Annotated in this window: 28 protein-coding genes; 19 read left to right on the plus strand and 9 right to left on the minus strand. The window is 46.6% G+C overall.

Annotated elements, in window-relative coordinates; genetic code table 11:
• The coding region (locus AAX04_RS07455) for a CopY family transcriptional regulator (RefSeq protein ID WP_066796313.1) at nt 1-595 on the minus strand (595 nt) is incomplete at its 3' end.
• Nucleotides 596-651: 56 nt separating this feature from the next.
• On the opposite strand from AAX04_RS07455, the gene AAX04_RS07460 reads away from it, so the two are divergent.
• The 9 genes from AAX04_RS07460 to AAX04_RS07500 all read left to right on the plus strand — a co-directional run bounded on the left by AAX04_RS07460 (nt 652) and on the right by AAX04_RS07500 (nt 8,558).
• A complete protein-coding gene (locus AAX04_RS07460; protein ID WP_066796315.1) occupies nt 652-1,008 on the plus strand; it encodes a hypothetical protein in 357 nt (118 codons plus the stop codon).
• 5 nt (nt 1,009-1,013) lie between these two features.
• Entirely contained in the window at nt 1,014-2,009 is a 996-nt protein-coding gene (locus AAX04_RS07465; RefSeq protein ID WP_066796415.1) for a DevR family CRISPR-associated autoregulator, read from the plus strand.
• 21 nt (nt 2,010-2,030) lie between these two features.
• Nucleotides 2,031-2,903, plus strand: a complete 873-nt coding sequence (gene cas5a, locus AAX04_RS07470) for a type I-A CRISPR-associated protein Cas5a (protein ID WP_066796317.1) — start codon at nt 2,031-2,033, stop codon at nt 2,901-2,903.
• Complete coding sequence (locus AAX04_RS07475) at nt 2,903-4,051, plus strand: hypothetical protein (protein ID WP_156519751.1); 1,149 nt, start codon at nt 2,903-2,905, stop codon at nt 4,049-4,051. The genes cas5a and AAX04_RS07475 overlap by 1 nt, the downstream gene beginning before the upstream one ends.
• A complete protein-coding gene (cas3, locus tag AAX04_RS07480; protein WP_066796321.1) occupies nt 4,030-5,643 on the plus strand; it encodes a CRISPR-associated helicase Cas3' in 1,614 nt (537 codons plus the stop codon). Before AAX04_RS07475 ends, cas3 begins: the two co-directional genes overlap by 22 nt.
• Nucleotides 5,640-6,344 (plus strand): CRISPR-associated endonuclease Cas3'', encoded by a 705-nt coding sequence (locus tag AAX04_RS07485; RefSeq protein ID WP_066796323.1) that lies wholly within the window; start codon nt 5,640-5,642, stop codon nt 6,342-6,344. Before cas3 ends, AAX04_RS07485 begins: the two co-directional genes overlap by 4 nt.
• A 5-nt stretch (nt 6,345-6,349) precedes the next feature.
• Entirely contained in the window at nt 6,350-7,168 is an 819-nt protein-coding gene (gene cas6, locus AAX04_RS07490; RefSeq protein WP_066796326.1) for a CRISPR system precrRNA processing endoribonuclease RAMP protein Cas6, read from the plus strand.
• A 152-nt stretch (nt 7,169-7,320) separates the two neighbouring features.
• The gene (locus AAX04_RS07495) at nt 7,321-7,719 is read left to right on the plus strand and encodes a hypothetical protein (protein ID WP_066796329.1); all 399 of its coding nucleotides are present in this window, start codon (nt 7,321-7,323) and stop codon (nt 7,717-7,719) included.
• A gap of 35 nt (nt 7,720-7,754) precedes the next feature.
• Nucleotides 7,755-8,558: a hypothetical protein gene (locus AAX04_RS07500; RefSeq protein ID WP_066796333.1), complete on the plus strand. Its 804-nt coding sequence runs from the start codon at nt 7,755-7,757 to the stop codon at nt 8,556-8,558.
• Nucleotides 8,559-8,704: 146 nt separating this feature from the next.
• Here the strand turns inward: AAX04_RS07500 and AAX04_RS07505 are convergent, their stop codons facing one another.
• Both AAX04_RS07505 and AAX04_RS07510 read right to left on the minus strand, forming a co-directional pair.
• Nucleotides 8,705-9,235: a hypothetical protein gene (locus AAX04_RS07505; protein WP_066796335.1), complete on the minus strand. Its 531-nt coding sequence runs from the start codon at nt 9,233-9,235 to the stop codon at nt 8,705-8,707.
• Entirely contained in the window at nt 9,236-9,835 is a 600-nt protein-coding gene (locus AAX04_RS07510; protein ID WP_066796337.1) for a hypothetical protein, read from the minus strand.
• Nucleotides 9,836-9,998: 163 nt separating this feature from the next.
• On the opposite strand from AAX04_RS07510, the gene AAX04_RS07515 reads away from it, so the two are divergent.
• The gene (locus AAX04_RS07515; RefSeq protein WP_066796417.1) at nt 9,999-10,553 is read left to right on the plus strand and encodes a THUMP domain-containing protein; all 555 of its coding nucleotides are present in this window, start codon (nt 9,999-10,001) and stop codon (nt 10,551-10,553) included.
• On the opposite strand, the gene AAX04_RS07520 is transcribed toward AAX04_RS07515, so the two are convergent.
• From AAX04_RS07520 to AAX04_RS07535, 4 genes are all read right to left on the minus strand, one after another.
• On the minus strand, nt 10,531-10,890 hold the full coding sequence (locus tag AAX04_RS07520) for a 50S ribosomal protein L21e (protein WP_066796339.1): 360 nt from the start codon (nt 10,888-10,890) through the stop codon (nt 10,531-10,533). The genes AAX04_RS07515 and AAX04_RS07520 overlap by 23 nt on opposite strands.
• Nucleotides 10,891-10,947: 57 nt before the next feature.
• Nucleotides 10,948-11,361 carry a hypothetical protein gene (locus AAX04_RS07525; RefSeq protein ID WP_084761265.1) on the minus strand — a complete coding sequence of 138 codons (414 nt, stop codon included), beginning with the start codon at nt 11,359-11,361 and terminating at the stop codon, nt 10,948-10,950.
• Between the two features lie 221 nt (nt 11,362-11,582).
• Nucleotides 11,583-11,789: a ribbon-helix-helix domain-containing protein gene (locus tag AAX04_RS07530; RefSeq protein WP_066796341.1), complete on the minus strand. Its 207-nt coding sequence runs from the start codon at nt 11,787-11,789 to the stop codon at nt 11,583-11,585.
• Between the two features lie 110 nt (nt 11,790-11,899).
• Nucleotides 11,900-12,448: a thioredoxin domain-containing protein gene (locus AAX04_RS07535; RefSeq protein ID WP_066796344.1), complete on the minus strand. Its 549-nt coding sequence runs from the start codon at nt 12,446-12,448 to the stop codon at nt 11,900-11,902.
• A 118-nt stretch (nt 12,449-12,566) separates the two neighbouring features.
• Between AAX04_RS07535 and AAX04_RS07540 the strand changes: the two genes are divergently transcribed.
• The 8 genes from AAX04_RS07540 (at nt 12,567) to AAX04_RS07575 (ending at nt 18,793) form a co-directional block, all read left to right on the plus strand.
• Nucleotides 12,567-12,977, plus strand: a complete 411-nt coding sequence (locus AAX04_RS07540) for a hypothetical protein (protein WP_066796346.1) — start codon at nt 12,567-12,569, stop codon at nt 12,975-12,977.
• A gap of 48 nt (nt 12,978-13,025) precedes the next feature.
• On the plus strand, nt 13,026-14,069 hold the full coding sequence (locus tag AAX04_RS07545; protein WP_066796349.1) for a histone deacetylase family protein: 1,044 nt from the start codon (nt 13,026-13,028) through the stop codon (nt 14,067-14,069).
• Between the two features lie 164 nt (nt 14,070-14,233).
• A complete protein-coding gene (locus AAX04_RS07550; protein WP_066796353.1) occupies nt 14,234-15,925 on the plus strand; it encodes an ATP-binding protein in 1,692 nt (563 codons plus the stop codon).
• 79 nt (nt 15,926-16,004) lie between these two features.
• Nucleotides 16,005-16,616, plus strand: a complete 612-nt coding sequence (locus AAX04_RS07555) for a DUF2067 family protein (RefSeq protein ID WP_156519752.1) — start codon at nt 16,005-16,007, stop codon at nt 16,614-16,616.
• Between the two features lie 55 nt (nt 16,617-16,671).
• A complete protein-coding gene (rpl7ae, locus tag AAX04_RS07560; RefSeq protein WP_066796358.1) occupies nt 16,672-17,193 on the plus strand; it encodes a 50S ribosomal protein L7Ae in 522 nt (173 codons plus the stop codon).
• On the plus strand, nt 17,183-17,425 hold the full coding sequence (locus AAX04_RS07565) for a 30S ribosomal protein S28e (RefSeq protein WP_066796424.1): 243 nt from the start codon (nt 17,183-17,185) through the stop codon (nt 17,423-17,425). Before rpl7ae ends, AAX04_RS07565 begins: the two co-directional genes overlap by 11 nt.
• 148 nt (nt 17,426-17,573) lie before the next feature.
• The gene (locus AAX04_RS07570; RefSeq protein WP_066796360.1) at nt 17,574-18,299 is read left to right on the plus strand and encodes a molybdopterin-dependent oxidoreductase; all 726 of its coding nucleotides are present in this window, start codon (nt 17,574-17,576) and stop codon (nt 18,297-18,299) included.
• A 2-nt stretch (nt 18,300-18,301) separates the two neighbouring features.
• Nucleotides 18,302-18,793 carry a hypothetical protein gene (locus AAX04_RS07575; RefSeq protein ID WP_066796365.1) on the plus strand — a complete coding sequence of 164 codons (492 nt, stop codon included), beginning with the start codon at nt 18,302-18,304 and terminating at the stop codon, nt 18,791-18,793.
• 289 nt (nt 18,794-19,082) lie between these two features.
• Here AAX04_RS07575 and AAX04_RS07580 read toward each other — a convergent pair whose 3' ends face one another.
• Nucleotides 19,083-21,506 carry an ABC transporter substrate-binding protein gene (locus tag AAX04_RS07580; protein WP_066796368.1) on the minus strand — a complete coding sequence of 808 codons (2,424 nt, stop codon included), beginning with the start codon at nt 21,504-21,506 and terminating at the stop codon, nt 19,083-19,085.
• 55 nt (nt 21,507-21,561) lie between these two features.
• On the minus strand, nt 21,562-22,284 hold the full coding sequence (locus AAX04_RS07585; protein ID WP_066796371.1) for a hypothetical protein: 723 nt from the start codon (nt 22,282-22,284) through the stop codon (nt 21,562-21,564).
• Nucleotides 22,285-22,430: 146 nt separating this feature from the next.
• On the opposite strand from AAX04_RS07585, the gene AAX04_RS07590 reads away from it, so the two are divergent.
• Nucleotides 22,431-22,796 (plus strand): RidA family protein, encoded by a 366-nt coding sequence (locus AAX04_RS07590; protein ID WP_066796374.1) that lies wholly within the window; start codon nt 22,431-22,433, stop codon nt 22,794-22,796.
• Nucleotides 22,797-22,838: the final 42 nt, after the last annotated feature.

The following is a 22,838-nucleotide window of genomic DNA, read 5'->3' on the forward strand; positions in this document are numbered from 1 at the left end:
GCTTCAGCACACTGTACTCCTCCCTGGTTAACTCCGCCATTGCCGGTATGAAGGGCCACTCAATAAACCTCTCAACACCCTTAAACAAAGCCCTAATGCTCGGGCTCTCCTCCTCAAGCATCGTGAAAACCTTATCAACCCTAACACTGATGAACCTACCAACCGTATTCAGAGCAATTGCAAGGAACATGAGAGCTGAGGACAACCACCTAAGCCCACCAGCCATGGCTATAATGACATCGCAAGGTGCATAACCCTCAATAATGCTTCTTAACATAGCCACATTGGTCATAAGCCCAAGCTTTGGGTTAAGCCACACATCCCTAACCTCAATGTTTAAACCCTTGAAGGCCTTACTTATGAACTCACTTATGAACTTACGCAGCTCCTCCATAGCCTCCGTCGGCTGCCTCCTCCTACCCCTAATCACGCTCTCAGGCACAGACCTAGGCTCACTATTCACAAGAATAACCACATCACCATCATGAAACCCAACACTCATCAAAGCAATCTCCGCATTACCCGGGTACAAACCAACACTAACCACAACACACCTCCTATTCAACTTCTCCAAAGACGGAGAAGAAACAACCATAATTGGATATGTGAATCCAAGTGAAGTTTAAAAACATAAGCGGGTTAATCACTTGTATGGAAGAAGAGGAGAAGAAACAACAGGAGGGTAAGGAGTTTCTTGGTAGTATAATTGACATGTTGGCTAAGCTTGCTTCTGACAAGATGTATGGACCCCTTGATGTTTTAGCAACTACTCCAGATATTTCAGTGGCCCTAGGCTCATTATATAATGCCATTAGGTATGCCAAGAGCCAGGGATACACAATACCTAGTGAAGAGGAATTCAATGCTTTCGTGGCTATTGCAAAGAAGAACCCCGAGGTCATGAGGGAAATAGCCATCAAGGCTTTGATTAGGGCGGAAAAGATGAAGCAACCACAGCAACAGACGCAACAACAATCTGATAGGAAGGAGAGTAAGCAGGTAGGGTGATAGGTATGGTTTTCGTATCCTTTGGCTTTAGGTTTAGGGTTAATGTGGAGGCCATGAACATGGTCGAGAGCGTTGGCAACTATAGTCGCCATAGGGTTGCGCCAATCATTAGGCGCTTCATAGAGGACGACAAAGTTAGGTATGAGGTCCAATTCCTACCCGTAGTAAGCGGGCAATCAGTGGCTAATGCGTATATGAGGGCTTTGACGGATCTCGCCGTTAGTAGGAACATACCGGTTTGTGATATGTGTAGAAGCTACATGGAGTTAGGTGGCTTCCCGAAGAGACCCAATGAGTTGAAGGATGTTGCTGTGAGGATTCAAGAGTGTGCAGTTGAGGACATAACAGGTTTCATGGCTGCACCTCCTGGTGGGGGCCAAGCGGTCAGGAGGACCTCACGTGTCCAATTCAGTTACTTAATTCCCGACGCTGACAGTGCACGCCATGTATCACCAATGCCGCAGTTTCACGTTAGGTATGGAAAAGAGGAGCAGATGATATTTAATGTCGAGAGCGGGTCGGCCATTTATACCTTAATTACTAATATAGACGTTGATGGGATAGGGAGAATAGATAGTGATAAAATAGTCGTAAATAATAGAAAGGATAGAATCACCTTAGCAATTGAAGCACTCGCATTAATGATCAACGGCGGTTACGTAGGTGCTAAGAAGAGTAGGTATTTCCCACAGATGGAACCCCTGGGCGCGGTAGCCGTGGTTTCACACCCGTACCCATTAGTCGTATCTCCACCTAAGGTGAGACAGGATAGTAATGGTACATTAGCGCCATGGTATTTAGAAGATACCGTGGCGAGGGCCCTCAGATTCAGGCAAATGTTTAACGCAACGGTGAAGATATTCTATCTAGATAATGAATTCAACTGGGTACCTCAATCCGATGAAGCTAAGAAAATTATTGAACGGGTTAATGACATAAATTCCCTAATAGATAAAGTAAAGAATGAAGTGTTAGGGCAAACGAAGGATGGAACTGCCTAAGCATTATTCAAGGTGTTAATAATGCCTGCTAAAAATGAAAACTTATATGTCGTACTAGTAAAGGCCGACATCCTCACGTTCTCTGTTTTACCGCCTTACGTATTGTCATCGCAAGCCGCGCCTGTACCTAGCCCATTAACGCTCATAGGCGCCCTGATGTATCCCATTAAGAGGTTTGAGGATAACGCGATTAGTGAGGGAATGACAATTCAAGACCTGGTTAAAGAGGCGTATGAGAGGTGGGGTGTTAGATACGCATCGTTCTGGGTACCACCATACACTGAAACAACAACCCTCGAGAGAGACCTCGGACTTACGTATCAAAGACCACAACGAGCAAGGTGGATAACTGAGGAAAACATCGTAAAGTGCCTAGATTACATAAGTAAAAGAAACAGTGGTGTCGAAGTTGAGGATATTGATATAGCATGTAAGAGTTTATACGATGAGGCGTTACAAAATATGTGGGGTGTAAGTTCAAGGTCAATGACCTTTTTCGCAACTCCATCTTACTTACTATACATTACGGATAACAAAAATGTAAGCAGATATACGTGGTTAATAACCAGGATTGGGCGTAAAGAGGATATAGCAATTATATATGATGTGGAAATGTATGAGTTACAAAAAATGATCATTAATACCTATGATAAATGTAAAACACAATTTTACATACCAGCCAGATTAATGAAGGGGCGTCCAGAAAATACCGCGTCATGGGTTTTAAACAATGTAATCAATGGTAATCTCATAAAAGAGGAATTCATAATACCAATACCAATATACGGTGATAAAATACAGTACCATCCCGATCTCGATAAAGCGATCATTATTAACCTCCCAATTAACGGATCAAACGAGTGCGTAGCAATACCCAAGGAGGTGATCCTATAATGAGTAAAGATCGTAGGAGAATCTCGAAAAGAGACTCTGAATCGAGTGCCGTATGTATCGATTTAAAGAACCTTATGGAATTCAGGCACTTATCATTTGCGCAGTTTGTTCGATTCGCGATTGTGTATACGACCGGTGAAGATCCATTTAATAAGCCAATTGGTAATCCATCACCAATCCTGGATGAAGCTAAAAGGCTCGTCAATAGTTTAATGAGCGATGTAAAGAAGAGGTATGAAAAGGTCAACAATTCCAGGTTGAAAAAAGCAGTCGAAGCTGAAAAAGAGGAGCTCGAGGAAATTCTTACGAAAATAAATAGTGATCAGGAAGAAGCATTGAACACGGAGTTCTTCATGGATTATGAATTTAAGGAGTACGTAAGGATTTGGGGTGGGCGTGGAAAAGCGGTTCGTGATGTACTTAAAACACGAAGCTACATGCTGGGTCTTTATGAACTCGGTATGTATTTAACAAGAATTGCTAGGGGTGGTAGAAACGATAAGGATGCGTTTCTTTTAGTAGAGCCTAGTTACTATCTGCACTATTATAATAAAGTGTTAGATATTGATGGCTTTAGGAAGTTTTATCTCGGTATTCGTGATTTTATGAAATATCATGAGGAAATTCAACGCCAAGGCGGAAATCATAAGTTGGGTGAAACCGCCTTTTTAACACTCTTGAGTGGACTTGCCATTGATAAATTATTTGAGTTACTGAGAGATAAACATGAGTACGACCAAACTTATGGTGAAATTATGGATTTAGTAAATAATGGCGCCTTGGTTCTTTATAGGGTTAGTGAAAGTGGAGTTACGCCTTATGATTTGACTAACCTAGCTAAAGTAGTTCTAAGAATGAGAGCTGCGGATGCGCTGGCTGACATAGCTAGATCGCTTCAAACGTATCATTCTGGTGGTAGGCACGATGTTGAAAATTATGTAGCTAATTTGGCGAACATTATTGGAGGTAACATATTTGCTTACGCAATAGGTAAGGATTTACGCCATATATACTACACGGTTAGGTCGATAGTTGCTGGTTCATTTGATGAAGATATGAATAAAGCCTTAGGTGCTGAAGGTTGGGCTAAGTTAAAATCTAAGTTATTAAGCATAAAGGTGATTGCATGGCAGAAAGAATTGCAATAACCGAGGTAATTAATTTATTCGAGAAGGGTAAAAGACACCTTATAATTGAGTTACCAACGGGTTATGGTAAAAGTACGGCGGGTATAAGGTTATACGAGTTAATTAAGAAACTTGGACCTGAGGATAGGATCATTCACGTATTGCCTCTCCGCGCTATAGTTGAGGATTTGGCAAATAGGTTTAATGGCAGGATTGATGGGACGGTTGCGTACCAAGCAGGTATTCGAATCCTCAATATTAGGAAGGAGCCATTCTTTGATGCGGACTATACCATCACTACCATGGATTCCTTTGCCCATAATTTCTTCAAGTTCCCAATAACGGAGCTTTATAACGAGAAGAAGCACTATTATATTCCATTTACTCGGATTTACGTTTCGAGCGTGATATTTGATGAGGCTCATTTATTCGCCTCTGAGGAGAAGGTTGGTACTGTATTCCTGACAAGCATTGAGCTTCTTGAGAAGATGGGTAACCCGCTCATAATAATGAGCGCTACAATTCCGCAGAATATCAAGCAAGAGTTGGTCAAGGCCGTTAATGATCTCGTTATTGTTAGGCTTGGAAAAAAGGCTGAGAATAACGTAAGTAGGGGTAGGGAAATTGTTGTGAAGGATGATGACTTCGTGGGGAAGGTAACTAGGATAAAATACACGCTTGAGTTCATAGAGTATCGGCTTGATTCTATTGTGAAAAAAGCCGCTGATCTATTGCAGGATGTGGGTCTAAAACGTGTACTTATTATCCTTGATAATATTAATGTGGCGATGCAAGTGTATCGCATGCTTCGTGAGAGAGGTTTTAACATTGGTGTTATTCATTCAATGCGAACTAGGAGGGAGAGACTGGAAATAATTGATAACCTGCGTAAATACGAGGTACTTGTTGGTACTAGCGCGATTGAGGCTGGTGTTGATGTATCGTTTGATACATTAATAACTACACCGACTGATGCCCTTGCACTTATACAGCGTACGGGTAGGGTCTGTAGGGATATTAATAAGGAGTGCGAGGGTAAGGTTATTTTAGTAGATGGCTTTGAAAAGAACAATAGGAATTTAGTAGATTATTTGAGGAGGAATAATAATATTTGTTGGCGAGTACCGTTTGATTTGGATGGGTGTATTGGATATGAGGAATTGATGAAAGACATTTTTATCAAGCCAATTGAATTAGATAGGAAGTACCAGCAACAGTTATGGAACATATTTAACTTCGTATTCATACCTAGGAACATCTTGGACGCGTTCTTCGAGAGTAAGGACTTTTCACTTGTTAGGGAACCTATTGTTGAGGTTTATACAAAAGGTTTGTCAAACTTTATTAGTGATACTTATGAAAATGTAATCCTTGATTCATTCACAAGCGATCTCGGAAATCTTCAAAGAATAAGTAAGTGCGTAGAAGGGTTAGGCTATATTAAGATAAAGCATGATGAGATACTCAGGGAACAGGTTAACGATAACGACTTAATAAGGGGCTTTATTAATGGGGATGAGAAATCATACAGCAGTTTTATCAAATTTATCAAAAAATACGAGGCAGGTCCTATCGTAATTTTGAGAGAGAGTTGTCTCGGTGAGACTCTATGACTTGTTACGCATATTATCCAAATCCAATGAAGGATAAGGAAAAGTCTGAAGAGTTTAATAGGCACTCTATAGACGTTGTTGAGTACATGTTTAAGGACTTGGCGTCACTCACGAACGCGGTCATTAATACAATCAGTGTAAGGCTTGGCGTGAGTAGGGACCTGGTGCACGATGCGGTCTTACTAGCTGGTTTACTTCATGATCTAGGTAAGGTAGATAAACAATACCAGGAAAAGCCAAATCACGGCTTTAGCAATCATGAGGTTCTCTCAACAACTGCGATTCGCAATATCGCATTTAAGCTAATTAAGAAAGACAGCACAGAAGGTCTTTTTCTTGATTTATTGACGCTTCCAATTCTTCTTCACCATTACGTGCAAGCTGATCCATATAAGCATATTCATTATATTATAAGCATAAAAAAGGAGAGGATTGATGTATATAAAGATTGCATTGATCAATTAAACGAGGTTATTAATTATGGGCTTATCCACGTACAAAGTGATCTTGGCAAGAAAATAATGCACGAATTAAAAAATAAATTAAGTAAATTCGAAATCGAAATATTTTTAGATAAAGAACTCAAGAATTTCTTACTCAGTAATGTATTCTATCCACATAAGCCGGCAATAATGGCAATAGCTGGTTTGTTGAATGAGGCTGATGGTACGATAGCTAAGATGAATAGAAATATACGGTGACTATAGTGCTTGGTGTTGGTTTGGTTGTTAGGTTTAGCGTTGATTGGGAGGTTGGGGTTGGTTCTTGGTGTGGTCGGTTTCTTAGTAGGCTTGTTGGTGAGGTTCTTGAGGGTGTTGGTGTTAGGGTTCCTCATGGTGCAGAGGTTAAGCCCTTCTCAATTAGCCCCATTTTTGATGTCAATGGTCGTGTGGTTGGTAGGCTTGTTCCTGGTAACGCTTACTGGTTTAGGGTTTCGTTTATGTGCAATATGGTTGATTGCGGTAGGGTGGTTAATGCCTTTGTTCGTGATAGTTATGCGCTGAGTAGTGGTGGGGTTGTTAGGGTTTTCGGTGTGGAGGTTAGTGAGCTTAGGCTCAACAGCAACACTGGCGGTAGGGCTGTTGTTAATTGGGGTGTTAGGTTTTGGCCCACTGTCTTCACCTTCAGGAGCCGTTACGTAGCCTGGCCGAGCCCAGCGAGGTTCCTGTCCTCGGCTGCCCGTTCCCTAGTTAGCCTCATCCATGGGTCAAGCATCGTCCTCAGTAAGGATGGTGGAAAACTGAGTGGAGTTATTAATGGTGTTGATGTTAAGGATTTCATTAAGGACCTGGTGTTTAACACGGAGGTTGTTGGTTTTAGGGTTAGGAGACTTAGGGTTGATCTGGGTGGTGGTAGGGTTATGCCAGCCTTCCGCGGCGTTGCGGAGTATGTTACCTACACTGATAATGTTAACTTATTTAATGCCCTACTTGACGTTGCTGAGTTTCTTGGAGTCGGTAAGAATAGGGCCCTTGGCCTAGGTTTCATTAAAATCCTGCACCGTGACGTTAAGCCCCTGGCTTAGCCTCTGAATTAAAAGACAAATAGGCATGTTTGAAGGTGCTGAGGCGGTCTCCATACGATTACTCAATAAGAACCATTCACCACGCAGACTAGATTTAAATTTAAGTTTAGGCGCTTGTTAAATACCTGTGCCTCTAGGTTGGGTGGAGGGCTGTGGGTAGGGTTAGTGGTGGAGTTAATGACGTGTTGAGGAGTGTGTTGAATGATGTGGATGGTGTCTTAGCCGTAGCGGTGGTGGGCGATGGTGGTATTGTCATCGGGTCTGTGGCTAAGGGTGGCTTAAGGTTAGGTAACCTGGAGTTCTCAACCATAGCCACGCTCATAGGTGGCTTAACCAGGCGTGTAAGGTCCATTAACCCGGAGAGTTGGTTGGCCAGCTTCACGGGTAGGGTTGTTACCATTAGTGGTGACCAGTCGTCGATAATGGTGGTTAGTGATGGTGACTTAAGCATGGTAGCCGTCTACGATAACTCAACTGACGTTGACGCCCTAACCTACACCCTCATGAGTAGCCTAGAATCCATTAGGGGTTTATTGACCGGTGGCCATTAGGGAATTTATAAAAGTGGCAAGATTCATCCTAGTTAGTGAGTGTCCCTAGGGGGAGGGGTTATAGGGCTGTGTTGGAGGAGATGATTAGTGATAGGGTTCACGGAGCCTCCTGGTACTTCCTGAGGCTCGCCGAGCTTCTTGAGGCTGGGGTTAGTGAGCAGGTCCCCATCGAGACCATGATTAGTGACATAAGGTCCATTAGGCCAGGCATGGCTCCACTTGAAAACGTAGCCGAGCTGCTAACCCAGGTTAAGCCCCTTGACCTGTCTAGGGCTATTAGGGTTTACTGGGGGAGGGCTGAGGAGGGTATTAGGGCTAATTCAAGGTTGTTTATGAATAGGGTTAAATCCATGGTGACTATAAGCTACTCCTCAAACGCCAGGCTATTCGCCGAGGCGGTTGGGGCTAAGGTGGTGGCCCTTGAGTCAAACCCAGGTGGTGAGGGTAGGATGTGGGGTGGCCACGGTGGCCTGGTGGTCCCGGACCTAACAATGCCGTACTTCATAGCCAACTCCGACGCGGTGGTCATGGGTGGTGATGGGCTTTACGAAGGCTTCATAGTGAATAAGGTTGGCTCCCTACCACTAGCCCTAACCTCAAGGCACCTGGGTAAGCCAGTCATAGTGGTCCTCGAATCATTCAAAGCACGCAGGTCAAGGCCAAGCCAAGTCTACAGGGTTAACGTAGGCGGCATTGAGGTGCCGCTCTTCGACGAAATACCACTAAGCCTAGTGGACGTACTAATCACGGACATAGGGGTATTCACAAGGGTGGATGTGGCATACATAGAGGGCAAGTTCAAGGAAACAATACTCAAGTACACATCAACAACCCAGTGAGGTGGTCAATAATTACCAATTATCTCAGCAGGAAATCCCTCAAATTTCTCTTAAATTCCTCATAGCTAACTGCATATATTAAGCCACCACATGGGCATCCCGCACAGGCTAATTTATTATTCACAAAGCTTCTTAACGCCTTATCATCAGTTACGAAGACTAATGAACCTCTTATTACCCCCTGCCTCGGTTGTCTTGGGTACTATGGCTAGTAGGTCATATGCTAACAGCAGTGACGTTAAGACTTCGTAATCCTCAAGTGGTGCTACATTAATCACAAGGTCCATGATGTAACCTTGCCAGCAAACCCTTCTACTAGACCTCATTTGTACGCTTAAATACCGCCTCCTCAGTGATGGATCCTCCTCAACTACTCTGATGAATCCCTTCCTAATTAGCTTATAAAACGTGTTTGCCGTGTACATCAACATCTCGTCGATACCCCTGCCACTCCAACCATGCCTCCCTCTATCCACCCTACTTAGTAGGTTTGGAAGTGCCCTATTGATTAATTCATTAATTACGGCTCTATCAGTAAAAATAACCAGCCTATTAGATTCAAGAAGACCTAAAATTTCAGGAAGCTTAATTCTTCGGATATAGCTTAAAGTTATCGAATAAACAATTTTAACAAGGACGCTGGTATCCGTGAATACGTAGTAAAATTCATATGCCAATTAATCACCCTCCCTTTCCTTAAATAAGTCTGGGTAAAGTTCTACCTCGTCAACGTACTCACCACTTTCTAAGACCCTTCTTAACGTTTTCTTGGCCTCTATGAAGACGTCTAGATCCATATTAAAGCTCACTGCTTTAATCATAGGGGTTAGTTTGAGTATATCCTCACCTAACCTAGTTAACTCCTCCTCACCATAGCCACCATACACATCGACGACCCTGGTAGCGTACTCGGCTAATTCCCTTAACCCGTTCTTAGTCAATTCATCATAAGCCTCTTTAAACACCTCCTCCGGATTCTTAACATAGTACTTATCCCCAACCCTAATTACGGCCCCTTCATCATAGGCACCGAGCCTTCTAAGGAGCTTGTTAATTGGTAGGTAAAGGCCCTTTGAACGTATCCTAAATCCCTCGGGTATTCTAATCCTTGGTGTGTTAAGTAACCTTTCGTTGTCCGTATATAGCGTTAGGAATAGGAGCTCGGTTAACGCCTTGGCGCTGATTCCACGGCCATACTTCACCATGTACCTGCCAATTATTAGCTTAACTAGGTTAATGGTAAGTTTGCGCGCTAGCTCGTAAACTACGCTCGTCATACGTTATAATTGCTGTTCACTATTATAAAAGCATTGATGCCTTAATGGCATCTAGCCACTATGTTTACCTAGGTGAGTATGGGGTTGATGCCATTAGTATCGTGGCTCCTGGTGCTTGAAAATGTATTTAAACTGATTTTGCGGGGTTTGCCTGGTAGTGGTGATGTCGTTTAACCTGGTCATCTCCACTGGGAGGGGTGTTGAGGGTAAGTGTATAGCTGAGTTGAAGAGGGTTGGTGAATTGCTCTCCGTTGACGTGAGGACCTTCTTCACGGGCTTTGACGGCTTGTTAACAGGTAGGGTTAGTATGGATCCCGTGGAGTTTAGCAATAAGCTGAGGGAGATGGTTGCCAACGGCGTCTTCATACCGAGGTTCATACTTAAGGTAGTTCCGATACAGGAGGTTGTTAGGACTGATGTAGACGAGGTTGTGAGTAAGGTTGTCCAGATGGGGAACTCGATGATAGCCGAGAACGAGACCTATAAGATTGAGGTTAGGAGGAGGGGTGTACTCTTCGATAGAATGACCATTATAGATAAGGCGGCTCCCCAGATAATGAGGAAGGTTAAGCTTGAGAACCCTGATAAGGTGATTCAGGTTGAGGTCTTCCCATCAAAGACTGGAATATCGGTCATTAGGGAGAGCGACATCTTCAGCCTACTTAAGGTAACCGTGGGCAGTAGGCAGGGAGGCGCTACTCACCCTGACTCTGAATAACCGGTTCACTGGGCACCCTCTCCTTCATGAAGGCCTCAAGGTTGAGGGGCTTCACGTGGTCCGGGGTCGTTATTACTGTCCTCCTCTCACCCATGAAGTCAACCTCAAGCACAAGCGCCTTACCCCTCCACCCAACCAGTGTCCCAACCCTACCCTGATACCTCCTATGTGGGGCCGTACTAATGTTAACCGGGTCGATGTCTATGACAAGTTTATCCCCAACCCTATAGTACCTGGCGAGGAGCCACCTGAAGAGACCGGGCCTACCCCTCTCCCTGGGTGCCTTTGACAATAGCCTCCTAGCCTTAAACCTGTAGCCGTGGGTCCTCTTAACCATCACCCCAACGCCGCCCTGAAGGTTTTTAAACTTATACCGCCATTAGGGGTTGAGTTGCTAAATAGCTGTTGGAGGCCCCCTCTGCTGTGGTTGCTGCTGGGCCATGGGTAACGGTATGGTTGGTGGTATGCCCAGTTCCCTAGCCACCAACCCAGCCTCAAACACGGCGTACTGGGTTATGATGGCTTGAACCTCAGGCGGCACGGTGCCGGACTTCAATTGACTTGAAACCCTCTTAACATCATCGCTGGTGGCCTGTATGGCCAATAGGCCCCTTATGGTTATGCTTATTGATGGCGGTATTGAGGACACCGTTATGGTGAACGGGACATTAACCAATTCCTCCATAACCTCAGGGGGTCCACTGACCTGTATGTTCATGGCCATTTGAAGCTGTGTGCCAGGAGGTGGTGGGGTGGTGACCTCCCCATGTATGTAGACGAACCTAACCCCAATACCCTTGTAAACCACTATTAAGAGTAACGTAGGCCGTATTTAAACATTACCATAACCATTATGCACTTGTGCAGGCACCACCAGCACCCATGAGTAGCCGGCTAGGGCAGGCTTAATGCATGAGTTTAGGCGAAACCGTGATCGCCAAGGTAAAGTAGCGCACCAATAGTGCTAATCCCTTGGTGAAGATTGATGAGTTGGTTTAATTAACCTATGGTGGTGTTACCTGTGGTGCATCACCTCCCGCTCATCAATACCCCACCACCCTGCTCAACCCCCCTCGCCCTCTCCCTGATTAACAGGTCCCTTATGGCTACCCGTATGGCCTCACTCCTAGATGGGAATGAACCACTCCTCACCAATTCATCAAGCTCCTCAAGCATCTGCTTCGGTATGTGGACTGAGATCAACACCATCTTCTCCTCGGATTTTGTCCTCGGCATAGGCTTTAATTTAAACGACACCCTTATAAATATTCCCATCATATCTAATCATGTAGTCTCCATGTATGATACATGTGATATATGTTAAGCCCGCTTGTTAACCGAGGTGTTTAAAATTCGAATATAACCTCCCTTATCAAGTTCATGACCGAGTCCGGTCCATCATAGCCGAATATGGCGACCCCAGTGTCCCTATCATACCTACCAACCATTATTGTCGGCGTGCCCGGCACCTTAATGGTCTTGGCTAACCTCTTGCACTCGTCAACGGCCTGTAGTTCACCGTTAGCCTCATCGTCACTAACGCCCGGTATGTCCTTTGTTAAGACCCCCCTCTCAACCATGTCACTGTACACCTTGTTGAGTGTCTTCAAAAATTCATTGAGGTCCCTCTTGAACAGCACCCTAGCCTTTGCGTGAAGCTTCTCAACCCTGTGGACTGGGTAGTCGACGAATAGTACGTCTACCAGGCCCTTCTGGTTAAGTTGCATGAAGTAGTCCATGAGGTCAATGTCTAGTAGTGCGCAGCCTGGGCAGTACAAGTCGTAGAATATCACTATGAAGCCCTTGGCCTGCCCGTTAGCCCTCACCTTGAGTGCGTACTTATCCACCCTGCTCAGGAAGTCCTTAACATTGTTAACCACCCACCTATCGCCCATAACGTGGTGTCTGGGTGAGTGGATTAATAACCCTTACCTAACGGCGGATTAAGCCACGCACATGTTTTAGGGTATATTAAACGCCAGGCTTAAATGAAGCATACCTGTAATAACCAGGATGGGCATAATTGAGGACATTGATGAAGTGGTTAAGCTGCTTGAGTCTTATAGGAGTAGGTGTAGTGGGCCCTGCAGCGAAATCGATGATGCAGTGGACAGGTTGAGGGAGGTTATGGTTAAGGTGGGCGCCATGCTGGACTTCATATCAATGACCTACTCTGAGTCGCAGAGGCTACTCTCGGCATTCTTCACCACGAGGGTTAACGTTGAGTCGGGGCTACTGAGGGTTATAATGAACGGCAGCTCCGACGAGTACCTGGATGATATGGTTAAGAGGCTTAACGTGCCGCCAGACAGGCTTATCAAGGTCCTTGAGGTTCTTAAGTCAAGTGGCCTAGTGGACTACACCTTAAGGTACGATAATGGGGTTAAGGTGTTGGTTAGGAGAATCCCCCACACCATAGCCTAGGTCAGCGGCTCAACATTAATAAACACCTGCATAGCCCAGTTAAGCCTAATGCTCGTAACTATATTCGATGAGGGCTACCTAAGGCATGAGGTACCCAATGGGCATCCCGAGGCGCCCAATAGGGCAGTGAGCGCCTTAAGGGGTGTTGAAGGCTTGTCGAGGGTCGTGAAGCCGACTGTTAAGGCTAACCTCCTTGAGGTGGCTAGCCTAATCCACGAGTACCATTACGTGGAGTACGTTACCTCACTCTGCGCCACTGGAGGTAGGTTGGACCAGGACACGTACGTGTCCAAGGGCACCTGCGATGCATTAGAGGCGGAGGTGAGGGCTATAGCAACCGCCGTTGATTTGGCTAGGTCGGGGGAGAGGTTCATCTACATCCCACTAAGGCCCCCTGGACACCACGTGGGCTTCAGGGGTAGGGCACTACTTGCTCCAACTCAGGGCTTCTGCATACTTAACAACGCTGCCATGGTTGCAACCCTACTGCTGAGAAGTGGTGCCTCCAGGGTGGCTATACTGGACGTTGATGCACATCATGGTAATGGTACGCAGGAGTTGTTCTACGACACGTCAAGGGTCTTCTACATAAGCACTCACCAGGACCCGAGGACAATATACCCGGGCACGGGCTTCGTTAATGAGGTTGGGGTTGGTGATGGGGAGGGCTTCAACATGAACATCCCACTACCGCCAATGACTGGTGATGACCTTTACGGCTTGGTTTTAAGGATTATTGAGAACGCCCTTAGGGATTATAAGCCAAGCTACATCGTCGTCTCCCTAGGCTTCGACGCCCACACCCTAGACCCACTAACAAACCTGAACCTAAGCCTAAACAGCTACGTGGAGGTCTTCAAAATGGTCAGGAGGCTAATTGATGATGGCGTCACAGGTGGTTCAATATACGTGCTGGAGGGTGGTTACGTCGACGGTGTAATTGAGGCTGGTTCAAGGAGCCTAGTAGCCGTAAGCAACGGCATGGGCAACGTCAACACTGAGGGTCAGACAACATCAGATGGCGTGGTTATTAAGTACTTCAACAAGATGATTGAACAGCATAAGTCACTATTCCCACAGTACCATACGTGACTTACACGTTCACGAGGGCTTCTCTAGCTGTCTATATCTACATCTATTCGCAGTAAGCGGCCTCTCCGGTAACTTACGTTGATGTAATTGAAAGTCCTCAATGAGTAATTCAAGGCTGCGTATAGGTTTAACGATATGTTTATATTTTAGCATATTATTTAGCCATGGGTGTTGTAATGGGGCTTAGCAGCATTAGTAGGATTATAGCTGGGTTGGGTGGCCTATTGGTCTCCCTAATTGCCCTAGGGCCTTTAACGACCTTCTCACTCCTCATGATGCCCCACAGCTTCTCACTCCTAATGCTGGTCATCTTCGGCGGCTTGGTGGTGTTGGGTAGTGTTGGTAGGTTCAACCAAGCCTCAGTACTTGGCCTCCTGGCCTACGTCATGGCCCTCCTACTGGCCTCCTGGCCGTGGTTCTCCACGAACCCTATAGGCTCAATGCTTAGGCTAACCCCATTACTCCTCATACCCATCGTCGTGGTTGGTTTCCAGGTTAAGTTACTTAATGCGTCAGCCAGCCAGGGGATTAGTCCACTGTTCTCAATAGGCTCACTCCTACTCATGTTCCAGCCCTGGCCGGGGCCGTTGATTGGGGCTGCCTGGGCTGTTGCGGGTGGTGTTACGGCTGCCTTTGAGGCCTTCTCAATGCCCGTCCTCCCAACCCTAACCTTCATGGTAACGTACCTCGTGGGTATTGTGATGCAGGGTTCAACCCCATGGGGCCCAGTGGGCCTAAGCCCCCTAGGCTTCTACGAGGTCTTCGTCAGAAACATATCAACATACACCAACCCCCTCACCCTCTCCCTAACCATCACGGCAGCTGCCGTGTACGTAGCCTCGCCTGCATTGGCTAGGTTGGTTAGGGGCTGGGCATCACCGGTACCGGCGGTCCTACTGGCGTCCCTTGCATCACTAATACCCATGGTGCCCATGGATCCTGCACTGACCCAGGGTGTTCAGGGTGCACTAATCCTGGCAGCGTCATCACTACCCATTTCCTACGCGGGTTCCTGGTACGTTAACAGCATAGATGTCTTGCCAATGCTCTACGGTAGCATAGCGGACATACCGGACAGGGACACCTTAATCAAGTATTACCGTGAGGATTGGGAGACCCTAATAGGGTTGGACTCGGCTAAGAGGGAGTTGATAATAGCCTCAGAGAGCTTTAGGGGCAGTGGCGTTAGGCCAATACACGGAGTCCTACTCTACGGCCCAGCTGGAACCGGCAAGACTGCCCTTGGGCTTGGGTACACCGCCTGGCTTGGGTTATACAGGGGGTTTAGGGTTATTGTAGTTAAGGCGGGTAGGTTAATGAGGGGTGGCCCGTGGGAGACGGCCTGGAGGCTTGAGAAGGTTTTCCAACTGGCCAGAGCACTTCAGCCAAGCGTAATATACATAGATGAGGTGGATTCAATAGGGAGGGCTAGGGAGGAGGCTGGGGCTGGTGGCTATAGGCTGGTCAGCGTCATGCTTCAGAACATCGACGGCGTGGCATCTAGGTACGATAAGGTTCTCGTGGTGGCGACCACAAACAACGTCAACGCACTCGATGAGGCGCTCATAAGGCCGGGTAGGTTGGGTGACCTAAAGATCTACGTGGCCAAGCCACCACCTGAAATGGTCAAGGCGATAATAGTGGGTGTAGCCCAACAGAGGGGCGTCCTAATACCCCCATGGCTACTGGAGAAGGCAAGTGGATTAATTGAAACTGGAGCGGAGGCGGAGGCCCTAGTGAACTGCCTAGCCATAAAGCAACTAGCCGGGGTCAAGGATCCAACACAACTGGACGCATGCCTAGCAGGCATAACAAGAGGCATCGAAGCCTACAATACTAGTCAAGACATGGGCTAATCAGCACTAGTTTCAGATGTAGGTTCATTGGGTTTTAATTGGCAAGGTATTTTAAGGAGGAGACTGGGTGGTTGGCTGGATGGTTAGCAGGAGGTTGACGTTTAAGGCTAGGAGGGCTAGTGATGCCGTTAGGTTTATCGACACTTACCTGGATAGGGTTAAGGCTAGGGAGGTTTACATAAAGTACAGGGGTGGTAGGGTTGAGGTTAAGGTTTGGGCTAACCCAGCCTTAGCCAAGTTATCAGCCGTGGAGGCACGTAAGGTTTACGGGACACTGAGGCAGGGTGGTAGGGTCAACACATACGACTTAACCGTGGTCCTCCAGGAGGCTAAGCCCAAGTCACCCATACCACCCGACGCCATTGAACTGGCGCTTAGGTTAATGGGCCATAGGGCTGAGTTAAATGGGTCAAGGTTACGCACCGACGCCGGCTTCGACAGAGTTGTTGAGGTTGCTAGGAAGCTCTCCGAGGCCTACCAAGAAATGGTTGACCTTGATGTTAGCAGCAACGCCAAGAGACTCATAGCCCCCCTTGCCGTGGCTAGGGGGATGAGTATATATGATGCAATGGATGAGCTGGTGAGCATGGGGCTCCTCAGTAGGGGGAGGGTTAACGATAGGGAGTACGTTACCCTAGCCGTCAACATTGATGATGCTGTTAAGGCCTTAACGGCAGGTAGGACGAGTTAATTAACCTAATGGCCCACGTGAAAGTTTTTAAAGGGTGAGGGGTTACGTATGATGTATGAGTACAATAGACCCGAGGGTCTTTTACGCTAACCCACCGCAGGGGAAGCCGATATACGTGAGGTTTGCGGTGCCCCAGGAGTTAGCTGAGATGACGTACAACGTCGTTAGTATGGCTAAGCAGACCGGCGTGGTTAAGCGCGGCTCCAATGAAACCACTAAGATGATTGAGAGGGGCTTAGCCAAACTAGTCGTCATAGCGGAGGACGTGGACCCACCTGAAATAGTGATGCACCTACCCCTACTATGCGAGGAGAAGGGGGTGCCCTACATCTACGTGCCCAGTAAGGAGAGGCTCGGTAAGGCCGTTGGCCTAGCCTCCTACGCATCCTCAGTGGCTATAGTGGATCCAGGGCAAGCATCAAAGGACCTGGAGGACCTAGTCTCAAAGCTAAACGACGTTAGGGTTAGCGCCGGCTTAAACCCAATACAGATACCCAGGACACAGCCTCAGGCTAAGCCGCAGCAAAGGGAGCAGAGGGAGAGGAGGGGTAGGGAGGTGAGTGAGGGTGGCCAGTGAGGGTGGTGAAATAAGGCTAAGCCCATACGAGGACGCAACGGCGGCAGTCGTGGTGCAGATACTGGGCAGGACTGGGGTGGCTGGTGAGGTTAGCATAGTGAGGGTTAGGATACTTGAGGGTAGGGATAAGGGGAGGATAATAACCAGGAACGTTAAGGGCCCCGTGAGGGTCGGGGACATACTTATGCTAAGGGAGACTGAGCGTGAGGCAAGGAAGATAACGGTCAAGTAGGGGCTAGCAGCATTAAACGCCATGTTTTATAAATAAAAATTTACTTTTACTATTGCTATATTGTTATTCTGGGTTTACCGATGTGGTGCGTAGAGTTGCGTGAAATTCTGAATAAGCCTTATTTAGATGCCCACGTTAATAAGACTCCATGAGCATTAGCGACAGGAGGAGGTTCATAAAGCTGCTATTGGCGTCTGGTGGCTTGGCACTGGCGGGCAGGTACGTGGGTAGCCAGTTATCCAGACTCGAAACCACCAAGGGGCCACAACCTCCGCCAGGCTCGCACATATCGGCTACTAAGAAATACCCGCAGGTCAATTCAACCTGGCTTTGGGTGTTGGTTGAATTAACGCCGGAGTACCTTTGGTACATAGTTCAAGTTGGCCCAACGCCAATCATCGACGTCAGCAACTACGCCCTAGTGGTTGATGGACTTGTGGAGAGGCCGCTTAAGCTAACCTACAATGACTTAACGTCGCTACCATCGGTTAAAATAGTGAACACCCTGCAATGCGTCTCAGACCCATACTTCCTTAAGGCAACTGTTGAGTGGACTGGGGTTAGGTTAAGCACGATATTGAACATGGCTGGTGTATCCGAGGGAGCCATTAAGGTGATTGCCTACGGCGCCGATGGCTACACGAGCGATTTACCCATCTCAAAGGCTATGGAGCCGGACACGATAGTAGCCTACATGGCTGATGGCTCACCGCTACCGAGTGATCATGGTTACCCAGTTAGGCTGGTCGTACCCAGGTGGTGGGGTTATAAGAACGTTAAGTGGTTAGTCAGGTTAACGGTGACTAATGAGAACTACCTGGGTTACTGGGAATCCCTAGGCTACCCGGACATAGCCAGGAAGAACGGTGAGTAGCCGTGGGTCTAGGCGGTCTCAAGCCTACGTATGGGGCTTTAATAATCCAAGCCGAGGCCGCCTTAGTCTCCTCCATACTTTACCTCATGCCGTGGACGGCACCATACATGCTAATAGTCATCGCTGCAACGGTTACCATACCCAGCATTAACAGGAGCATATACTCACCTTCATTCCAAAGGCAAACGGCCTGGGTATTACTGGCACTATCCATAATGGAGGCCCTAACGGGCTTCGCAGCGGGCCCCGTGTCCTCAAACCTAATCACAGCCGCCACAGGTGGGTTGTTGACCAGGGGTGTTGGGCTTGAACTACACCTACTGCTAATAGACCCACTGGCCTTCTTCTTCACGCTACACATAGCCAGCGGCATAGGGCTGGCGTTAATCAGGCGGGGGGTCAGGTGGACGCCAATATACACGATAGTAATACCGGCGCTCCTACTGCTCGGCTTTGCCACAGTAATCTACTTGGATAGCCTATTCTTCTTCTGACACTAAGGCAATTAAAAACTTTTTATTAACGCTGCAGACCCACAGTAGGAAGGTGACTTGCTTTGCTCACACATTAGTAGCTAGCTCACTATGAATCTTTATGGCGTAGGCTATAGGATCATTCACCAGTCACCTTTAACCATTTCTTAGGCATGATTATCACAGGTAGTCCCACGGATGCATCCATAATGTGTAACCACATGCATTCATTAGGCAATGAAAAATAAAAGAAAGGTTAAAAATGGAGAAAAAGTTATCGTTTTAATGTTCATAGTGATTTAATCCTAGTTCATCTTCTTCTTAGTGCTATTAGGGCGGCTACTGCTGCTATGACTATTACTATGACTACTATTCCTGCTATTAGTGCTGTTGATATTACTGTCTTCGTGACCGTGATCGTGCTTATTGCTGTTGTTGTTGATGCCACTGTTGAAGTCACAGTGCTAGTCACCGTTGCCGTTGAAGTAACAGTTGAAACCGCCGTAGTTGTAGTCGTAGTTGTTGCAGTCGTTGTGGATGTGGTAGTAACAGGAGTAGCAGTCGTAGTTGTAGTCGTAGACGTAGTGGTTGTAGTGGTGGTAGTGGTTGTTGATGTGATTGTGGTTGATGTAGTGGTCGTTGTGGTTGTAGTTGTTGTGGCTACTGGAGTGTATGGTATATGGAAGTATGAGGCAACACACTCCTGAACCTTCACGTCTGGTGTTGGTAAGCCTAGGAAATTGGCAACAACCTTAAGGCTAGGATTAGTCCAAAGCGAACCATTAGCAATAACCTCAGCCAAGGGTGGGGCAATGCTCCTGGGTGCTATGGCTCCAAACATCTGCAGTATAACAGCACCATAAGTGTACCAGTTGGCTGAGACGAGTAGTAAAGGTACTTCATAGGGTAGGCAATCGTACACCCAATCCATATCAGCTATCGGTGTGAGGTATGTGAATGGGTCGATCTTAGCGGCTAAGGGTACTATGGGGACGAAGTAGTGATACCATGAGAATATTACATCCAATGCCAGGTTGTAATTTCCACTACCTGGTGCTGCTGCATTGAAAGCATTCTGCCAATTAGTCAAGTTAATGTAGCCGAGTGTTGAGTTAACGCACCACACGATGGTGCTGTTGGGTAGGTGCATTGATGAAGGAGCCATAACGGGCGTACAAGTGCCGTTAGGCCACTGGAAAGGCCAAACATCACTACCAGGTACATCAGCGGAGATAACATTACCAAAGGCCCACCAAGGCCAGCTTAAGGCCTCCCAGGCAGCGTAGTATGATGGCGTGAACGCCGTGGTCCATGTTAATGCGGCCACGTATTGACCATTAGGTATCGTGGTGCCCCAGTATGCCCCAGCGTCTTGGGCAATCATCTTCGCATCTATACCGAAGGCTTGCATTTGGGTAATGGCCTCAGATGCCATAGTATCCCAGTCTATCCAGCCGCTTGGCGCCAAGACCTCAATTGAGAATGCCGATCCATTAGGTAGGTGCCAATACCCGCTAACGTTGCTAAATCCTAAACTCCGCAGTATTTGAGCAGCCTTATTGGGGTCATAAGTGCATGGGACTAGGAATTGCCTAACACTTGACGGATATACATCAACCGTCTCAGGCGCTATTGGCTGGGGGTAATAATTAGGGTAGTTTAAGCCCCATGCAGCCGCAACCTCACTCCTATTAAATATCATGCATAATGCTTGTCTCAACTCAACATTGTTAAATGGGTATACGTGGGGGTTAAACGTTATACCCCACCCTGATAGGTCAGGGGCGAAGTATGCGCTAAACCCACTGCTATTAAGCAATGCAACCTGCTTTACCGATGCAGAGCCACCAGCCCAAGTTGCCTTATGGGCCACTAGGGATGCTATGTATTGGCTCCCGGTGAAGAACTCTTCAAAGGTAGGGTTGTAGTAATCCCAGGATGCTAATGGGAATAGTTTAAGCCAATTGGCTAATAGTGGCACACCGTTGTAGTACATGGGCTCTAGCGTTATTTCGAGGCTGGAGGTGCTGATGTACGTTAGGTAATACGGGAATATCCCCCAATACGGCGTATTCAACCTAGTTATATTAGTGGAGTATATCATTGCCTGCGTGGAATTCATCTTATGGAGAACCTCAACTACGGGTTTCCAAACAGGCCATGGAGTAGGTATACTGGATGTAATGAAGATTATCCACTCTATGGGGGACCAGGTTTGGAATGTTATCTGCAGGGTGTAGTTGTTCAACACATTGAATGACTCATCGGCGTATTGGGGTTGTAGGAATGGCGCATAGGCAGCGAAGGCCTTATCCTCAATGTAGAAGTATGCGTAAACATCCCAGGCCGTAAATGGTATTACCGCTGAACCATTGAACCAGTAGAAGCCAGGCCTAAGGTAAATGGTGAAGATGCCACTACCATTAGGAAGCACCTGAATAGTCCAATTCCTAGCTAAAACAGGGTAAAACTGGTTATTATATGGGTTATAGAGAGCCAATGGCGCATAGGTCATTATGCTGGTCACCGAGTCGCTCGCCAGGGTGTTTGGGTAGAATGGGTTATATATCGGCCCTGTTAGGACCAGGGAACCATAATCAGCCCATATTATTTGAGGCTTCTGAGAGGTTGCTTGAGGTAAGGCTACGTTAATCATTACCACCAGTATCACTATCACCGTTAACACCAGCACCTTAACACTCATATTCAGCTTTAACGTATTACCATTAGACATGAGTGATAAACCTTTTAGTTTTTATAAACATTATGTGCAACTTTGTTGCATTTGCTTACGTAATGTTAACTACGTAATTCACCAGTTTATGTATTGCCGATTTTATCTGCCTATCTATTGTTGACTTATTCTTGTTAAGCATCACCGATACATCGCTTAACGTCGGTCTGTTGTTTAAGTTGAAGTAACCTAGTTTCCACACGCTCCTTAACGTGTTTAACTCACTACCTGTTAAGGCTAACCTAACGTAGCTAGACATCATGTTATTTCTCATTACCACTAGTAGTACATCCCTCGTGCTCTTCACCGGCTGTACCTTAAAGTACGTTACCTTGCCTATTCCTTTAAGTGAATCCTTTAAATCCATCACCTTGTCCATTGGTGCCATTATTAACCAGTTTTGTTGACCATTTTCTATGAATGAGTTGAAGTAAAGTATGTTATTCATTACTAGCCTCTCCCTAACCGTGCCTTGGTATGGACCCATGAAGCCCACTAGGTATAGCCTACCGGTTATGTGCCTGATTACAGGTACCTCGTAAATCAACCCCTTCTTACTCAATCCATTGAAGTATTCACGTATATCCATGGATCTTTCAAGCCACTTAACGTTAACAATCTCTATGTTTGCGTAGTTAACAATGGGGTACCATGTTACGCTACTGAAGTGGGCATTAATAGACCTTGTCCTCAGGGTCCAGTCATCCCTATGCTCAAATTTAATTAACGCAAAGGCTTCATTAACCTCACTGCCTATAACCTCCCTGCTGATAACCATACCTATCCTAATATTCAGATGTTTTAAACATTTGCATATATACATGATGTGGTTGATTACATAGGGTATGTATATGTTCCTTTACTAATGTAGGTATTGTTTTTCACAGTACCTATACTTATAAAGGGGATTGCCCGGGGTTAGGTATGTTTAGGGGTGTTGACGTTGAGGGCTTACCCAAGGCAGGCCCCTACTCCCACGCTGTTGTGGCTAATGGGTTTGTCTTCGTCTCGGGGCAGTTGGGCACGGTTCAAGGTAAAGACTTGACCTTCGAGGAACAGTTCAGGAACGCCGTGGAGAAGATTGGTAAGATACTTAATGCAGCCGGCTCATCACTAAGCAACGTTGTCAAGGTCACTGTTTACCTGGCCGACGCCAAGTACTTCAGTGACATGAATAGGCTCTTCCAGGAGTACTTCCCTCACAGGCCGGCTAGGACAACAGTGGTCACTGGGATGATTGACCCCAAGGCCCTCGTTGAGGTTGACGTAATAGCCGTGGTAAAGGCTTAAACTACCCCATGGGGATATCATCAATGGATGTTAAAATGCATC

This window comes from Caldivirga sp. MU80 (assembly GCF_001663375.1).
GTDB lineage: Archaea > Thermoproteota > Thermoprotei > Thermoproteales > Thermocladiaceae > Caldivirga.

Excerpts from the sequence above, each read along its gene's own strand:
- AAX04_RS07535 (WP_066796344.1), bottom strand. The coding sequence starts at position 12,448 with ATGGGCGATAGGTGGGTGGTTAACAATGTTAAGGACTTCCTGAGCAGG.
- AAX04_RS07590 (WP_066796374.1), top strand. The coding sequence starts at position 22,431 with ATGTTTAGGGGTGTTGACGTTGAGGGCTTACCCAAGGCAGGCCCCTAC.
- AAX04_RS07545 (WP_066796349.1), top strand. The coding sequence starts at position 13,026 with ATGCTCGTAACTATATTCGATGAGGGCTACCTAAGGCATGAGGTACCC.
- AAX04_RS07520 (WP_066796339.1), bottom strand. The coding sequence starts at position 10,890 with ATGGTTAAGAGGACCCACGGCTACAGGTTTAAGGCTAGGAGGCTATTG.
- AAX04_RS07530 (WP_066796341.1), bottom strand. The coding sequence starts at position 11,789 with ATGCCGAGGACAAAATCCGAGGAGAAGATGGTGTTGATCTCAGTCCAC.
- AAX04_RS07540 (WP_066796346.1), top strand. The coding sequence starts at position 12,567 with ATGGGCATAATTGAGGACATTGATGAAGTGGTTAAGCTGCTTGAGTCT.
- rpl7ae (WP_066796358.1), top strand. The coding sequence starts at position 16,672 with ATGAGTACAATAGACCCGAGGGTCTTTTACGCTAACCCACCGCAGGGG.
- cas3 (WP_066796321.1), top strand. The coding sequence starts at position 4,030 with ATGGCAGAAAGAATTGCAATAACCGAGGTAATTAATTTATTCGAGAAG.
- AAX04_RS07585 (WP_066796371.1), bottom strand. The coding sequence starts at position 22,284 with ATGGTTATCAGCAGGGAGGTTATAGGCAGTGAGGTTAATGAAGCCTTT.
- AAX04_RS07475 (WP_156519751.1), top strand. The coding sequence starts at position 2,903 with ATGAGTAAAGATCGTAGGAGAATCTCGAAAAGAGACTCTGAATCGAGT.
- AAX04_RS07580 (WP_066796368.1), bottom strand. The coding sequence starts at position 21,506 with ATGTCTAATGGTAATACGTTAAAGCTGAATATGAGTGTTAAGGTGCTG.
- AAX04_RS07465 (WP_066796415.1), top strand. The coding sequence starts at position 1,014 with ATGGTTTTCGTATCCTTTGGCTTTAGGTTTAGGGTTAATGTGGAGGCC.
- cas5a (WP_066796317.1), top strand. The coding sequence starts at position 2,031 with ATGCCTGCTAAAAATGAAAACTTATATGTCGTACTAGTAAAGGCCGAC.
- AAX04_RS07510 (WP_066796337.1), bottom strand. The coding sequence starts at position 9,835 with ATGACGAGCGTAGTTTACGAGCTAGCGCGCAAACTTACCATTAACCTA.
- AAX04_RS07515 (WP_066796417.1), top strand. The coding sequence starts at position 9,999 with ATGTCGTTTAACCTGGTCATCTCCACTGGGAGGGGTGTTGAGGGTAAG.
- AAX04_RS07550 (WP_066796353.1), top strand. The coding sequence starts at position 14,234 with ATGGGTGTTGTAATGGGGCTTAGCAGCATTAGTAGGATTATAGCTGGG.
- AAX04_RS07570 (WP_066796360.1), top strand. The coding sequence starts at position 17,574 with ATGAGCATTAGCGACAGGAGGAGGTTCATAAAGCTGCTATTGGCGTCT.
- AAX04_RS07555 (WP_156519752.1), top strand. The coding sequence starts at position 16,005 with ATGGTTAGCAGGAGGTTGACGTTTAAGGCTAGGAGGGCTAGTGATGCC.
- AAX04_RS07460 (WP_066796315.1), top strand. The coding sequence starts at position 652 with ATGGAAGAAGAGGAGAAGAAACAACAGGAGGGTAAGGAGTTTCTTGGT.
- AAX04_RS07485 (WP_066796323.1), top strand. The coding sequence starts at position 5,640 with ATGACTTGTTACGCATATTATCCAAATCCAATGAAGGATAAGGAAAAG.